Source organism: Flavobacterium sp. 20NA77.7 (assembly GCF_031326205.1).
In the GTDB taxonomy this organism is placed as follows: domain Bacteria; phylum Bacteroidota; class Bacteroidia; order Flavobacteriales; family Flavobacteriaceae; genus Flavobacterium; species Flavobacterium nakdongensis.
In genome coordinates this window covers 1489258-1503764 of sequence record NZ_CP133721.1, presented here as the reverse complement: position 1 = coordinate 1503764, position 14507 = coordinate 1489258, and the positions used below count along the sequence as shown (strand labels likewise).

The 14507-nt window shown below is 31.3% G+C and carries 16 protein-coding genes; 13 read left to right on the top strand and 3 right to left on the bottom strand.

Going from position 1 to position 14507, the window contains the following annotated elements:
• Positions 1-55 precede the first annotated feature (55 nt).
• The 7 genes from RF683_RS06665 to priA all read left to right on the top strand — a co-directional run bounded on the left by RF683_RS06665 (position 56) and on the right by priA (position 7547).
• Complete coding sequence (locus RF683_RS06665; protein ID WP_309531557.1) at positions 56-916, top strand: YicC/YloC family endoribonuclease; 861 nt, start codon at positions 56-58, stop codon at positions 914-916.
• A gap of 78 nt (positions 917-994) precedes the next feature.
• The gene (gene gmk, locus RF683_RS06660) at positions 995-1570 is read left to right on the top strand and encodes a guanylate kinase (protein WP_309531556.1); all 576 of its coding nucleotides are present in this window, start codon (positions 995-997) and stop codon (positions 1568-1570) included.
• A 31-nt stretch (positions 1571-1601) separates the two neighbouring features.
• Positions 1602-1973 (top strand): four helix bundle protein, encoded by a 372-nt coding sequence (locus RF683_RS06655; RefSeq protein WP_309531555.1) that lies wholly within the window; start codon positions 1602-1604, stop codon positions 1971-1973.
• Positions 1974-1998: 25 nt separating this feature from the next.
• On the top strand, positions 1999-2580 hold the full coding sequence (gene nadD / locus RF683_RS06650; RefSeq protein WP_309531554.1) for a nicotinate (nicotinamide) nucleotide adenylyltransferase: 582 nt from the start codon (positions 1999-2001) through the stop codon (positions 2578-2580).
• 71 nt (positions 2581-2651) lie between these two features.
• The gene (locus RF683_RS06645) at positions 2652-3818 is read left to right on the top strand and encodes an iron-containing alcohol dehydrogenase (RefSeq protein ID WP_309531553.1); all 1167 of its coding nucleotides are present in this window, start codon (positions 2652-2654) and stop codon (positions 3816-3818) included.
• A 249-nt stretch (positions 3819-4067) separates the two neighbouring features.
• A complete protein-coding gene (locus tag RF683_RS06640; RefSeq protein ID WP_309531552.1) occupies positions 4068-5063 on the top strand; it encodes an NAD(P)H-dependent glycerol-3-phosphate dehydrogenase in 996 nt (331 codons plus the stop codon).
• 45 nt (positions 5064-5108) lie between these two features.
• Complete coding sequence (gene priA / locus RF683_RS06635) at positions 5109-7547, top strand: replication restart helicase PriA (RefSeq protein ID WP_309531551.1); 2439 nt, start codon at positions 5109-5111, stop codon at positions 7545-7547.
• Here priA and RF683_RS06630 read toward each other — a convergent pair.
• Positions 7544-8242 carry a LytR/AlgR family response regulator transcription factor gene (locus RF683_RS06630; protein WP_309531550.1) on the bottom strand — a complete coding sequence of 233 codons (699 nt, stop codon included), beginning with the start codon at positions 8240-8242 and terminating at the stop codon, positions 7544-7546. The genes priA and RF683_RS06630 overlap by 4 nt on opposite strands.
• A gap of 156 nt (positions 8243-8398) precedes the next feature.
• Here RF683_RS06630 and rpsF point away from each other — a divergent pair, with 156 nt between their 5' ends.
• The 6 genes from rpsF to RF683_RS06600 all read left to right on the top strand — a co-directional run bounded on the left by rpsF (position 8399) and on the right by RF683_RS06600 (position 12769).
• A complete protein-coding gene (gene rpsF, locus RF683_RS06625) occupies positions 8399-8740 on the top strand; it encodes a 30S ribosomal protein S6 (protein ID WP_298654940.1) in 342 nt (113 codons plus the stop codon).
• The gene (rpsR, locus tag RF683_RS06620) at positions 8740-9036 is read left to right on the top strand and encodes a 30S ribosomal protein S18 (RefSeq protein ID WP_041252071.1); all 297 of its coding nucleotides are present in this window, start codon (positions 8740-8742) and stop codon (positions 9034-9036) included. The genes rpsF and rpsR overlap by 1 nt, the downstream gene beginning before the upstream one ends.
• Positions 9037-9098: 62 nt before the next feature.
• The gene (gene rplI / locus RF683_RS06615) at positions 9099-9542 is read left to right on the top strand and encodes a 50S ribosomal protein L9 (protein ID WP_298654943.1); all 444 of its coding nucleotides are present in this window, start codon (positions 9099-9101) and stop codon (positions 9540-9542) included.
• A 79-nt stretch (positions 9543-9621) separates the two neighbouring features.
• Positions 9622-10098, top strand: coding sequence for a DUF6495 family protein (locus RF683_RS06610; protein WP_309531549.1), 477 nt, complete (start codon positions 9622-9624; stop codon positions 10096-10098).
• A 3-nt stretch (positions 10099-10101) separates the two neighbouring features.
• Complete coding sequence (gene ligA / locus RF683_RS06605) at positions 10102-12093, top strand: NAD-dependent DNA ligase LigA (RefSeq protein ID WP_309531548.1); 1992 nt, start codon at positions 10102-10104, stop codon at positions 12091-12093.
• The gene (locus RF683_RS06600) at positions 12086-12769 is read left to right on the top strand and encodes a hypothetical protein (RefSeq protein WP_309531547.1); all 684 of its coding nucleotides are present in this window, start codon (positions 12086-12088) and stop codon (positions 12767-12769) included. The genes ligA and RF683_RS06600 overlap by 8 nt, the downstream gene beginning before the upstream one ends.
• A 1-nt stretch (position 12770) precedes the next feature.
• On the opposite strand, the gene RF683_RS06595 is transcribed toward RF683_RS06600, so the two are convergent.
• Positions 12771-13685 carry a bifunctional metallophosphatase/5'-nucleotidase gene (locus RF683_RS06595; RefSeq protein ID WP_309531546.1) on the bottom strand — a complete coding sequence of 305 codons (915 nt, stop codon included), beginning with the start codon at positions 13683-13685 and terminating at the stop codon, positions 12771-12773.
• 20 nt (positions 13686-13705) lie between these two features.
• A complete protein-coding gene (locus RF683_RS06590; protein ID WP_309531545.1) occupies positions 13706-14488 on the bottom strand; it encodes a 5'-nucleotidase in 783 nt (260 codons plus the stop codon).
• Between the last annotated feature and the right edge of the window lie 19 nt (positions 14489-14507).

Sequence of the window (14507 nt, the reverse complement as noted above, 5' to 3'; positions counted from 1 at the left end):
ACTATTCACTAATTACTAAGAACTTTTCATATCTTTGACGACATTTTATATAATTATGATACACTCCATGACGGGTTTTGGGAAAGCATCTTTGCAATTACCAACCAAAAAAATTACCGTAGAAATCAAATCGCTAAATAGTAAAGGTTTAGACTTAAATACACGTATGCCTTCTGTTTTTCGTGAAATGGAACTGGGCTTACGCAATCAAATTTCGCAACGTTTAGAACGTGGAAAGGTAGATTTTTCGCTTTATGTGGAAGTTACAGGCGAAGAAACGTCTTCAAAAATTAATGTGCCAATTGTAAATGGCTACATGAACCAAATGAAAGCCGTACTACCAAATGCTGATGAAACGGAATTATTAAAAATGGCCGTTCGTATGCCTGATGCTTTAAAAACCGAGCGTGACGAAATCGATGCAAACGAATGGAAACAAATCCAAAGCGTGATTGATGAAGCGTTGGAAAATATTGCGAATTTTAGAAAAGATGAAGGTGCATCTTTAGAGAAAGAGTTTCAATTAAGAATTGCTAATATTGAAAAATTAATGAACGAAGCGGTTTCATATGATGCCGAGCGCGTAGAAACCGTAAAAACGCGTTTACGCACGGCCTTAGATGAACTAAAAGTGAATGTTGATGAAAATCGTTTTGAACAAGAATTGATTTTCTATTTAGAAAAATATGATATTACCGAAGAAAAAGTGCGTTTGGGAAACCATTTGAATTATTTCTTAGAAACCTTAAATGGAACAGAAGCTAATGGTAGAAAATTAGGTTTCATTACCCAAGAAATGGGAAGAGAAATCAACACTATGGGATCAAAATCAAACCATACCGAAATGCAAAAATTGGTAGTAATGATGAAAGACGAATTAGAAAAAATTAAGGAGCAAGTTTTAAACGTTTTATAGTTTAAGCCACAGATTTCACAAATTTTCACGGATTAAAATCGTTATAATCGCTTAATCCGTGGCAAAAACAACAACACAATGAATAAAGGAAAATTACTTGTATTCTCTGCGCCATCAGGTTCAGGAAAAACAACTATAGTAAGGCATTTATTAGCCCAGCCCGATTTGAATTTAGAATTCTCTATTTCTTGTACAACGCGCGAACCACGTGGAGAAGAAGTTCATGGAAAAGATTATTATTTCATTTCTTGGGACGAATTTAAAAAGCACATCAAGGCAGAAGATTTTGTAGAATGGGAAGAAGTATATACCGATAATTTCTACGGCACTTTAAAAGCCGAAGTAGAGCGCATCTGGGCTTTAGGAAAACACGTAATTTTTGACATAGATGTAGCCGGAGGTTTGCGAATAAAACATAAATTTCCCAATGAAACGTTAGCTGTATTTGTAAAACCACCTAGTGTTGACGAACTAAAACGCCGATTAAAACAACGTTCGACCGAAAGTGAAGACAAAATTAACATGCGTATCGCAAAAGCTTCTGTTGAATTAGCTACTGCACCACAATTTGATATCATCATTAAAAATTATGATTTAGACGTGGCAAAAGAAGATGCCTATAAATTGGTAAAGGATTTTATTAGTAAAGAGTAATTAGTAAAAAGTGACTAGTAATTAGCTTAACATGAATGAAATAAAATCCTACAAAGATTTATTAATCTGGAAAAAAGGAATTACAATTGTAAAATTAGTTTATCAACTTGTAAAAACTTTTCCTCAAGAAGAAATGTATGCGCTTTCAAGTCAATTAAAAAGAGCTTCTATATCAATTTCTTCAAATATTGCTGAAGGCTTTGGTAGAAATACAGATAAATCATTTAGTCACTTTTTAGATATTGCTAGAGGTTCTTTATTTGAAATTGAAACTCAATTGATTATAGCGAAAGAATTAGACTTTATTACTAATTTGGAATTATTTCAAGAATTATTAAATCAAATTGAAGAAGAGTCAAAAATGATTAACGCTTTTTCTAAAACACTTAAAGCTAATCACTAATCACTGTTTACTAATCACTAAAAAGATGAAAATCGGATTGTATTTCGGAACGTTTAATCCCATTCACATTGGTCATTTAATTATTGCCAATCACATGGCAGAGCATTCTGATTTGGATCAAATTTGGATGGTGGTTACGCCACACAATCCGCATAAGAAGAAAAGCACTTTACTGGATGATTATCATAGATTGCACATGGTACATTTGGCAACAGAAGATTTTCCAAAAATAAAGCCTTCGGATATTGAATTCAAATTAGCGCAACCCAATTATACCGTTAATACTTTAGCACATTTACAAGAAAAATTTCCGAAGCATGAATTTTCCTTGATTATGGGTGAAGACAATTTGAATTCATTGCATAAATGGAAAAACTATGAAGCGATTTTGCAAGACCACGAAATTTATGTCTATCCACGAGTGAATTCAGGTGAAATTGATGAGCAATTTGTAAATCATCCGAAAATCCACAGAGTTGGTGCGCCTGTAATTGAATTGTCTTCCACCTTTATTCGTGAAAGCATTAAAAAAGGTAAAAATGTAGTTCCTATGTTGCCCAATAAAGTTGCGGAATATGTGGCGCATAATAATTTTTATAAAAAGTAATTTCTTAACATTACTTTACCAATCGTTTTCCTTGACTTTACCTAACTTTACCCACTTAAAAAAATAAAATAATGACAAACTTCGAATTATACAATCCTGTAAATTATGTCTTTGGAAAAGGACAAATAGCAAAACTAAATGAATTGGTTCCAACGCATACAAAAATTCTTCTTGCTTATGGAGGAGGAAGTATTTTTAAAAACGGAATTTATGACCAAGTAAAAACGGCACTTTCTGGTTTTGATATTGTCGAATTTGGGGGTATTGAACCTAATCCACGTTATGAAACCTTGATGAAAGCAGTTGAAATTATTCGAGCAGAAAAAATAGGTTTTATTTTAGCTGTTGGTGGCGGAAGTGTAATTGATGGTGCAAAGTTTATTTCGGCAGCTGTAACTTATGAAGGAGATGCTATCGAAATTTTAAGAAAAAGAATTTTGTTTAAAGATACAAGTGCTGTGATTCCTTTTGGAACAGTACTTACGTTACCTGCAACAGGTTCAGAAATGAATTCGGGGGCAGTAGTTTCTATTGAAGCGACACAAGAAAAGTTGACCTTAGGAGGTTCGGCTTTGTTTCCAAAATTTTCCATTGTAGATCCAACATGTATTGAATCATTACCTAAAAGACAATTGCAAAATGGTGTAGTTGATGCTTTTACACATGTTATGGAACAATATTTAACCTATCAGCATGACGCTTTATTGCAAGATAGACTTGCGGAAAGTATTTTGCAAACGTTAATTGAGATTGGCCCTAAAGTAGTAGAAGAACCAACAAATTATAAATTAGCATCAAATTTTGTATGGTGTGCTACAATGGCCTTGAATGGATTGATTCAAAAAGGAGTTCCTTCAGATTGGGCTACACATATGATAGGGCATGAACTAACGGCTTTATACGAAATTGATCATGCGAGAACGTTAGCGATTATTGGACCTAACTTATATAAAGTTATGTTTGAAACTAAGAAAGATAAATTAGCACAATACGGCCAACGTGTTTGGAATTTGAACGGTTCATCAACGGATGAAATAGCCGAAAAAGCAATTGAAAAAACGATTGATTTTTTACATACTATGGGTATGAAAACAAAATTATCTGAAAATGCACAAGACATTGAAAAAACAGCCGATAGTATAGTTCAACGTTTTCAAGAACGAGGTTGGTTAGCTTTGGGCGAAAAACAAAACATTACTTTGGATAAAGTTAGAGAAATTGTTGAAATGAGTTATTAAAATTGATATATTCAATCCAATAAAAAAGCCCCAATTTGGGGCTTTTTTTACAAACTAACTAAACTAAAACTATTTAAAAAATTACTTCAATTTTTATACTATTCTATAAATAGGATAACGATTAGATGTTTTCATAAATTGTGCCAAAATCTTATAAATATAATTTTTTAAGAAAAATTTATGATTTATGCTGTTGAATTTGTCCCAATTAGTAGAAAAGTGTACTTTTGAAGTTCATTTTTTTAAATTATGGAAAACAAACGAAAATTTGCAGTAATAGGAGGAGGAAGTTGGGCAACAGCCATTGCAAAAATGTTATGTGAAAATCAAGAGCAAATAGCTTGGTACATGAGAAATGTTAATGCTTTACAACATTTAAAAGAACAAAAGCACAATCCAAATTACCTGAGTTCAGTAGCTTTTAATACGGAAAAATTAGTACTTACAGATGATATTAATGAAGCAATAGCATATGCTGATGTTGTTATTTTTGCCATTCCTTCCGCTTTTTTAAGTGATGAATTACTAAAAATGACGGTTTCATTAGAAGGTAAAACGATATTTTCTGCTATCAAAGGAATTGTTCCCGAAACAAGTCTTATAGTAGGCGAACATTTTCATAAAACCTATTCTATTCCGTATGATAAAATTGGTGTAATTACAGGTCCTTGTCATGCAGAAGAAGTTGCTATGGAACGATTATCTTACTTGACTATTGCTTGTTCGGATAGAGAAATGGCAAAATATGTAGCCAAAAATGTAAGTAGTTACTACATCAAAGCAAAAATTACAGATGATATTATTGGTACAGAATATGCAGCTGTATTAAAAAATATTTATGCAATTGCTGCAGGTATGGCACATGGATTAGGATATGGAGATAACTTTCAAGCCGTATTGATGAGTAACGCAATTAGAGAGATGAAACGTTTTATTAAGCAAGTTCATAAAATGAAACGAAATATCAATAATTCGGCCTATTTAGGAGATTTGTTAGTTACAGGCTATTCTGTGTTTTCAAGAAATAGGATGTTTGGAAATATGATAGGAAAAGGCTATACTGTAAAATCTGCACAAATGGAAATGAGTATGGTTGCAGAAGGATATTATGCGGTAAAAAGTGCTTATAAATTGAACCAAATGTATCAAGCTAAAACACCTATTATTGATGCAGTTTACCAAATATTATATGGCGGAAAAGAAGCTAAAGACGTATTTAAAAAATTAACTGATAAATTGAATTAACTCACAAAATACTTTGTAATTCATTCAATTTATTACTTCTAAATTATGTACATAAATGTTATACTGCCTCTTGCTTTAGATAAAACATTTACTTATTTGGTAAATGAAGAGGAGTATAAATTTATTGTTCCAGGTATGCGGGTGGTAGTGCCCTTTGGGAAAAGTAAACATTACACCGCTTTGGTAGTAGAAAAGCACCAAAATCCACCAACTTTATATGAGGCTAAAGAAATTCTTCAACTTATAGATGAATCACCTATTGTTACAAGTATCCAAATAGAGCATTGGTTTTGGTTGGCGTCTTATTATTTATGTACCATCGGTGAAGTATATAAAGCAGCCTTGCCTTCAGGGCTAATTTTAGAGAGCGAAACCATACTTAGTGCGAATGAAAAAACGGTTGAAACAACTAATGTTTCAGACGACCAATATCTTATTTTGGAAGCATTACAGCATCAAACGTCAATCTCTTTAGCCGAAATTGAAAAATTTATTCCAAAGAAAAAAATCGTCGCATTAGTTCAAGATTTACTGCAAAAAGGACTGCTTCAAATTCAAGAAGAAGTACAAGAAGTGTATAAACCAAAATTGGTTAAGTATATTAAATTAAGTAACAGTTTTTCAACACCTGAAACACTACAAGAATTACTTGCAACACTAAATAAAGCCCCTAAACAAAAAGAAGCAATACTGCATTATTTTCAATTGCAAGCTGTTGAAAAAAAACCTATATCTACCAAATATTTTCTTGAAAAAGCAGGGTTGTCTGATGCGGTTTTAAAAGGATTGTTAGAGAAGGCTATTTTTGAAGTTTACTACCTTAATCACGAGCGAATCGTTTTTGAAAAAGAGGAAGGTTATGAGATACAATTGAGTGAAGCGCAACAGGAAACTTTCTTATCTATTAGAGAGCAATTAGTTTCTCACGAAGTTTGTTTGTTTCACGGTGTTACGGCTTCTGGAAAAACAGAAATTTATATTAAATTAATTGAAGAAACAATTAATAAGGGAGAACAAGTTCTATTGCTTTTGCCAGAAATCGCTTTAACAACGCAGTTAGTCCAACGTTTAGCTGCTTATTTTGGTAATCAAATAGCAGTTTTTCATTCTAAATACAATACAAATGAACGTATTGAAGTTTGGCAAAAATTACTAAAAACAAATAGTTCAACTAAAATAGTATTAGGCGTTAGAAGCGCGTTATTTTTACCTTTTACAAATTTGGGATTAATTGTGGTTGATGAAGAGCATGAGGCTACTTATAAACAACAAGATCCTGCGCCCCGATATCATGCTAGAGATGCTGCAATTGTATTAGCTAAATTGCATCAAGCGAAAGTTGTTTTAGGGAGTGCTACACCAAGTATTGAATCATATTACAACGCCCAAAGCGGAAAATATGGATTGGTAACTTTAACTAAAAGATACAACGACACAGCCTTACCTGAGGTGCATCTTATTGATTTAAAAGATAAGTATTTTAGAAAGCGCATGGATGGTCATTTTTCTGATGAGCTTCTCTCTCGAATGCATGAAACATTAGCTAATGGTGAACAAATCTTATTATTTCAAAATAGAAGAGGGTATTCACCTTATATTGAATGTATGACGTGTGGTCATGTGCCGCAATGTCCAAGTTGTGATGTGAGTTTGACGTATTATAAATACAAAAATACTTTGTCTTGTCATTATTGTGGATACAGTATGGCAAAACCTACCCATTGTCATCAATGTCATTCGTTAGATTTGTCTACAAAAGGTTTTGGAACTGAACAAGTGGAACTTGAATTAAAAAAGTTGTTTCCAGATAAACAAATTGCCCGTATGGATCAAGATACTACCCGAGGAAAATTTGCTTTTGAAAAATTGCTAGATGCATTTAAGAATCAAGAAATTGATATTTTAATTGGTACTCAAATGTTAGCCAAAGGATTGGATTTTGAACATGTAACTTTAGTTGGTATACTCAATGCAGATAATCTTTTAAATCAGCCTTATTATAAGGCTTATGAAAGAGCATTTCAAATGATGATGCAAGTTTCGGGTAGGGCAGGAAGAAAAGATAAATTAGGTAGTGTAGTTATTCAAACCTACAATCCATTGCATAATACGATTCAGCAAGTTGTTAATGGAAACTATGTAGCCATGTATGAGGAGCAAATTTATGAAAGAAGAAATTTTAAATATCCTCCTTTTTACCGGTTAGTTCAACTCAAATTGCGTCACAAAGAATACGCAAAATTAAAAGAAGGTAGTATGTGGTTATATAATGTGCTTTCACAAACGATGAAGCTACCTATATTAGGTCCAGAAGAGCCTGCTGTAAATAGAATTAGAAATGAATACATACGAACAATACTCATTAAAATTCCTAACACGAGTAATTTATCAGCTACTAAGCTTGTACTCAAAAAAGTATTAACTAGTTTTGAAGCAGTTCCACAGTATAGAGCTATAAAAGTTACAATTCAAGTAGACTATTAATAATTTTCTAAAATAGTTACAATTTCCTCTTTCTTGTTTCGGCTCAGTGGTATTTTCTCTCCGTCTATTTCTATATGTTTACTGTTAAACCGTTCTACTTTATCTAAATTAACAATATAAGATTTATGAATTCGTAAGAAATGTTCTTTAGGTAATTCACTCTCAAAAGCTTTCATTGTAGATAAAACGAGGTGTGTTTCGTCATACGTAACGACTTTAATGTAATCTCCAAAAGCTTCTACCCATTTAATTTTAGAAGTAAAAACTTTTATTTTTTTTAAATTACTTTTAATAATTATATGTGGCCCGTGATCGTCATTAGTAACATCCCGTTTTAAGTGGTACATTTCAACTGCTTTTTTTACGGAAATTAAAAAGCGTTCTTTTTTGATAGGTTTTTGTAGAAAATCTACGGCAGCATAATCAAATGCTTTTACAGCATAATCTGCTTTTGAAGTAACAAAAATGATTTGTGGTTTTACTTTTAAGCCATCTAGTAAATCAAAACCAGTAATGTGTGGCATTTCAATATCTAGAAAAATTAAATCTACAAGATGATTAGAAATGTAGTTTTTAGCGTCTAAAGCATTGGAAAAATCACCACTTAATTTAAGATGTATGTGTTCTTTAATTAATTTGGCAATAGTCATCCTTTGAATAGAGCTATCATCAACAACTATTGTATTTAACTTCATGGTTTAGAGATGTTTTTACTCAAATTTGTTTTTCAAATGCTAAATATAGGAAAAAAAATAAAAACCATCTCAATTCTTTATAAAACTTTTAGTTATTGTACGTTTGGAGATTAAATAAAAAACTGTATCTTTGCACGCAATTTAAAAATAATAATTATGAAAAATTATGAAACTGTTTTCATTTTGAATCCCGTTTTATCTGAGCAACAGGTAAAGGAAACAGTAAGCAAATTTGAAGATTTTCTTACGTCTAAAGGGGCTCAAATGGTAGCTAAAGAGGATTGGGGCTTAAAAAAATTAGCTTATGAAATCCAAAACAAAAAAAGTGGTTTTTACCATTTATTTGAATACAAAGCACCTGCTGAATTAATCATTTCTTTAGAGACTGAATTCAGAAGAGACGAGCGCATCATGAGATTCTTAACGGTTAGTTTAGATAAACATGCTGTATCTTGGGCTGAAAGAAGAAGAGAAAAATTAAAAACTAAAGCAAACTAATTATGTCAATAGAACAATCTGCAAAAGGTAAAAAAGAAGGAGATATCAGATATCTTACCCCTTTAAATATTGATACAAATAAGCAAAAAAAATACTGTCGTTTTAAAAAATCGGGTATTAAATATGTGGATTATAAAGATCCAGATTTCTTGCTAAAGTTTGTAAACGAACAAGGTAAAATTTTACCAAGAAGACTTACAGGTACTTCATTGAAATATCAAAGAAAAGTTTCTGTAGCAGTTAAAAGAGCACGTCACTTAGCATTAATGCCATACGTAGCGGATTTATTAAAATAATTTAAAAACAAAGTTGTTGGTTTCCCAATGAGGAACCTAACTTCTTAAAAAAGGACAACAACATGGAACTAATTTTAAAACAAGACGTTCAAAATTTAGGGTTTAAAGATGATGTAGTAACTGTTAAAAATGGTTATGGACGTAATTATTTAATCCCACAAGGTTTTGCTATTTTAGCTACACCTTCTGCTAAAAAAGTATTAGCTGAAAATTTGAAACAAAAAGCACACAAAGAAGCAAAAATTGTTGCTGATGCAAAAGCTATCGCTGATGCATTAAAAGCTTTAGATATCAAAATTACTGCAAAAGCTGGTGGTGAAAAATTATTTGGTTCGGTATCAAACGCGGATATTGCTACTGCATTAGAAGCTAATGGACATGCAATCGATAGAAAATTCATTACTAGTGGATTAGTAAAAAGAACAGGTAAATATAACGCAACTATCCGTTTACACAGAGAAGTAATCGTTGAATTACCATATGAAATTGTTGCTGAAAAAGCATAATTAATTTCTAAAATACAACACTAAAAGTCCCGATATTTTCGGGACTTTTTTTATATTTACCCATCATAAAATTGATGGCATGAAGTACGCTCGATTAACAAAAGAACAATTAGAAGAATTACATCCAGAATTCACCAATTTTTTAGCTACACAATCAATAGATAAAAAAGAATGGGATGAATTGAAAAACAATAAGCCCGAAGTTGCTTTACAAGAAATAGATGTTTTTTCAGATTTGATTTGGGACAGAGCATTAACAAATGTCAAATTTGTAGATCATTTTTCAAAAAATCACATATTTTTGTTTAAATGCTATGACGATTATTTAGAGTCATTAGTAGTTAAAACCTCTAATCCAGAGGTAGACTTTTTTACCTCAGAAGGAATAGAATGGTTGAGTGAAAATATATTTACAGATGCAATTGAAATTCAAAAAGGGAAAAAGACAGTTAATGAATTACGTAATGAATCCATTTTTGAAATTATTCAAAATGGAGGTGTTATTAGTAAGGGCGACTTGTTTTCCAAATTAATTACTTTATTAAATCTTGCTTAATCGATGAATCTTTTAGAAACTATTAAAGCGTTAAGAGAAGAATTAAATCAACATAATTATAATTATTATGTGCTTGATAATCCTACTATTTCAGATTATGAATTTGATATAAAGTTAAAACAACTTCAAGATTTAGAATCTCAAAATCCCGACTTTTTTGACGAAAGTTCGCCAACTCAACGCGTAGGAGGAACGATTACAAAAAATTTTGAAACCATTGCTCACGAATATAGAATGTATTCGTTAGATAATTCTTATTCTCGTGAGGATGTACTAGATTGGGTAAATCGTTGTCAAAAAATATTAGGGAATGTTGATTTAGAGTTTACTTGTGAACTCAAATATGATGGTGCTTCTATTAGTATTACCTATGAAAATGGTAAGTTGAAACGCGCTTTGACTCGAGGTGATGGATTTCAAGGCGATGATGTAACAAATAACATTAAAACAATTAAATCGATTCCCTTAGTTTTAAAAGGAAATTATCCTTCAAAATTTGATATTAGAGGAGAAATTATTTTGCCTTTAGAAGGATTTGAAAAAATGAATCAAGAATTGATAGAAATTGGAGAAACACCTTATTCAAATCCAAGAAACACAGCATCAGGAAGTTTAAAATTACAAGATAGTGCTGAGGTGGCAAAACGTCCTTTAGATTGTTTGTTATATGGGTTAATAGGAAATAATTTAGGATTTTCGTCACAATTTGAAGGATTGAAAAAAGCTACCGAATGGGGATTTAAAGTGCCAAAACAAAGCAAATGTGTCAATTCTATCGAACAGGTTTTTGAATTTATAGAGTATTGGGATACACACCGTCATACCTTGCCTTATGAGACAGATGGGGTGGTGGTTAAAATAAATAATTTACATTACCAAGAAGAGTTAGGATATACGGCAAAATCACCGCGTTGGGCGATTGCATATAAGTTTAAAGCCGAACAAGTAAGTACCGTTTTAAATTCTATTTCTTATCAAGTGGGACGTACAGGGGCTATAACGCCTGTCGCAAATTTAGAGCCCGTTCAACTTGCAGGAACTATTGTGAAAAGAGCTTCATTACATAATGCGGACCAAATTCAAAAATTAGATATAAGAATTGGTGATGAGGTGTATGTGGAAAAAGGAGGCGAAATTATTCCCAAAATTATTGGTGTAGCCAAAAGAAGAAATCAATTAGACCCCACTGTTTATATTACCCATTGCCCAGAATGCCATACACAACTTATCAGAAATGAAGGAGAAGCACAGCATTATTGTCCTAATTTTTATGGCTGTCCACCGCAAATCATCGGTAGAATTCAACATTTTATTACCCGAAAAGCCATGGATATAGATGGTTTAGGTGGTGAAACAGTAGCTTTATTGTACAATGCTGGATTGATCAAAAATTATGCAGATTTGTATACATTAAAAAAGAATGACATTGTTATTCTAGATAGAATGGCTGATAAATCTGCAGATAATTTATTGAACGGAATTGAACAATCTAAAACTATTTCTTTTGATAGAGTATTATATGCCTTAGGTATTCGTTATGTTGGGGAAACTGTGGCAAAAAAATTGGCCAAACATTATAAAACGATTGATGCTTTAGCTCAAGCCACTTTAATTGATTTAATTACTGTTGATGAAATAGGGGAGCGTATTGCCCAAAGTGTGCTTGATTTTTTCCAAAAACAAAGCAATATTGAAAATATTACTCGTTTAAAAGAATATGGTCTTCAATTTGAGTTACAAGAAATAAACACTATGGTTTCTAACGTGTTAGATGGAAAGATATTTGTGGTTTCAGGTGTTTTTGAATTATTTTCTAGGGATGAGCTTAAAAAAGCTATTGAAGACAATGGCGGAAAAGTAGGAAGTTCTATTTCTGCAAAAACTAATTATGTAATTGCTGGAGCTAACATGGGGCCTTCAAAATTAGAAAAAGCTAATCAATTAAAAGTTGAAATTATTACGGAATATCAATTTCGAGATATGATACATGAGTAATAAGCTAACCTTAGTTCAAATTTATTTTTTAATTGCAATTGTATATGTAATTGCTTCCTTATGGCATATTGAGAACTTAAAATTACTTAGTGAGCCCGCTTTACTTCCTGTAATCTATTTTTATTATATGGAAGAAATTAAGGTAAAACCATCACAGTTTGTATTGTTTTCTGTATGTCTTTTTTTTATTGGGGATATGTTAAGTTTAGTAAGTGAAGAAGATTACTATATTCAAAGTTTATTTTTTTTACTGATACCTTATATGTTACTATTAAATAAGTTGGTTAAAGATTTTATAAAGTTAGTTAAGCAATATAAATGGTCTATTCTAAATTTTTCTGTATTAGTTACTATAGTTCTCTTGTTCTATTTGTTTTTTAGCGTAGTCAATTTACTTACGATTCGAGATGTTGTAGAACAATATATTATTTATGTATTTGGGTTAACATTAGTTTTTTTAGCTATCATTTCCACACTATTATTCATGTTTAATGATTCTAAATCGAATGTTTATATGATGCTGGCCGTTATTACATTTGTTGTATCTGACCTGTTTTTTATTTTTAATAAAAAAATTGATACCAATGTAATTTTTTTGTTTTTAAATACAATTGCTCAGGTAGTATCTTATTTTTTCTATATGAAATATTTTATATTGAAATCAGAAAAAAGATAAATTATACAACAATGTTTTTTTCTTGACCAATGTATTTCTTATCCGAACTTAAGTAAAAATCAATTCTTCCTAAGTTGATGCCATAAGCGCCAACTTGATTAATAACCACATTTTTTCCTTCAGTATTTTTATAAATCACAGGTTTGTCTAAAAATGTATGTGAATGACCACCAATGATAATGTCAATGTCTTTGGTTTCTTGAGCTAATTTAACATCGCAAGGTTTTTCAGGTTCATTTTTATTGTTAAACCCTAAGTGCGACAGGCAAATAATTAAGTCGCATTTTTCTTCTTCTTTCAATTTTTTTGTAACATCTTTTGCTACTTCAATAGGATTGTGATAAATGGTTTCTTTATAATTTTGTTTATCTACAAGGCCTTCAAGTTCAACGCCTAAGCCGAAAATTCCAATTTTAACGGAGTCTTTAGTAAAAATTTTATAGGGCTTTACTATAGCATCTAATAAGGTGTTTTTAAAATCATAATTAGCAGATACAAATTCAAATTTTGCGTGAGGTAATTGTGCATAAAAGCCTTCTAATCCATTGTCAAAATCATGATTACCCATTGTAGCTAAATCATATTGCATCATGCTCATGATTTTAAATTCTAATTCACCTCCATAATAATTGAAATAAGGAGTACCTTGAAAAATATCACCAGCGTCTAAAAGCAATACATTTTTTTCTTCTTTTCTAATTTGCTCAATGATACTTGCTCTTCTAGCTGCTCCTCCCATGTTTGGATTTCTAGGATGATCTGCCGGAAAAGGATCTATATGACTGTGTACGTCATTTGTATGTAAAATAGTGATTTTTTTTTCGTCTACTGAGGAAAAGCTACTTAGAGAAATGCCTCCCAATCCAATAAATGTTGTACTTGCTGCTGTATTTTTTAAAAATGTTCTTCTTTTCATGATGAATTGTATAAGGCAAATTATTCTTTAGTGACTCTTGATTTTGGTAAGGCTTCAATAGATTTATGACTAGCGAAGTAATCAATAAGAACATTTCGCATTTTATAATTTAAATCATACTTGCCTTCATTTTTTAAAAAGAAAGTCATGTTGTCACCTCCATTTGATAAATAATCAGAAGTCAAAACGTAATATGTTTTTGAAGCTTCAATAGGTTGGTTGTTAACCGTCATTTTTGTTACTTCTAATTTATCGTTTAAATAAATGTGGAATCCATAAAGAGGGTGTGGCTTTTTTTCTTTCATAAAGTAAGAAGCAATATCTTGTAATTGACTTCCTTTTAAAGCTACAACAATAAGTGTGTTTTCAAACGGCATCACTTCATAGGCAGTGCGTTTTGTTACGTTTCCTTGAGGAATTATTGTTCTAATACCACCATGATTAAAGATAGCTCCATCAATATTTTTTTGTTCTCTTTTGTAAAAAATAGGGTTAGCTAATTCTACACAAGCATCGGCAATAAAATCACCAATATTTGTTTGGTATTCGCCTTTAAATTTGTCTAAAGTAACAGGGCAAAATGATAAAACACTGTCTAAATCCTTGTTTATATGAGCTCTATAGGGTTCAACATACGCATCAATTGTTGGATCAGTTTTAAATTCATTTGTAATTGGGATTTTTTTTCCTTCAATTTTATAGTTTGTGTAACTAGTTGGTTTACAAGAAATAAAAACACTTAATGTTAAAATTGTAACAAAAAAAGTGTCAAATGAAATAGTATTTTTATTTTTGGATAACATATTTTCCAATTGTTTACGT

Excerpts from the sequence above, each read along its gene's own strand:
- RF683_RS06665 (WP_309531557.1), top strand. The coding sequence starts at position 56 with ATGATACACTCCATGACGGGTTTTGGGAAAGCATCTTTGCAATTACCA.
- gmk (WP_309531556.1), top strand. The coding sequence starts at position 995 with ATGAATAAAGGAAAATTACTTGTATTCTCTGCGCCATCAGGTTCAGGA.
- RF683_RS06655 (WP_309531555.1), top strand. The coding sequence starts at position 1,602 with ATGAATGAAATAAAATCCTACAAAGATTTATTAATCTGGAAAAAAGGA.
- nadD (WP_309531554.1), top strand. The coding sequence starts at position 1,999 with ATGAAAATCGGATTGTATTTCGGAACGTTTAATCCCATTCACATTGGT.
- RF683_RS06645 (WP_309531553.1), top strand. The coding sequence starts at position 2,652 with ATGACAAACTTCGAATTATACAATCCTGTAAATTATGTCTTTGGAAAA.
- RF683_RS06640 (WP_309531552.1), top strand. The coding sequence starts at position 4,068 with ATGGAAAACAAACGAAAATTTGCAGTAATAGGAGGAGGAAGTTGGGCA.
- priA (WP_309531551.1), top strand. The coding sequence starts at position 5,109 with ATGTACATAAATGTTATACTGCCTCTTGCTTTAGATAAAACATTTACT.
- RF683_RS06630 (WP_309531550.1), bottom strand. The coding sequence starts at position 8,242 with ATGAAGTTAAATACAATAGTTGTTGATGATAGCTCTATTCAAAGGATG.
- rpsF (WP_298654940.1), top strand. The coding sequence starts at position 8,399 with ATGAAAAATTATGAAACTGTTTTCATTTTGAATCCCGTTTTATCTGAG.
- rplI (WP_298654943.1), top strand. The coding sequence starts at position 9,099 with ATGGAACTAATTTTAAAACAAGACGTTCAAAATTTAGGGTTTAAAGAT.
- RF683_RS06610 (WP_309531549.1), top strand. The coding sequence starts at position 9,622 with ATGAAGTACGCTCGATTAACAAAAGAACAATTAGAAGAATTACATCCA.
- ligA (WP_309531548.1), top strand. The coding sequence starts at position 10,102 with ATGAATCTTTTAGAAACTATTAAAGCGTTAAGAGAAGAATTAAATCAA.
- RF683_RS06600 (WP_309531547.1), top strand. The coding sequence starts at position 12,086 with ATGAGTAATAAGCTAACCTTAGTTCAAATTTATTTTTTAATTGCAATT.
- RF683_RS06595 (WP_309531546.1), bottom strand. The coding sequence starts at position 13,685 with ATGAAAAGAAGAACATTTTTAAAAAATACAGCAGCAAGTACAACATTT.
- RF683_RS06590 (WP_309531545.1), bottom strand. The coding sequence starts at position 14,488 with ATGTTATCCAAAAATAAAAATACTATTTCATTTGACACTTTTTTTGTT.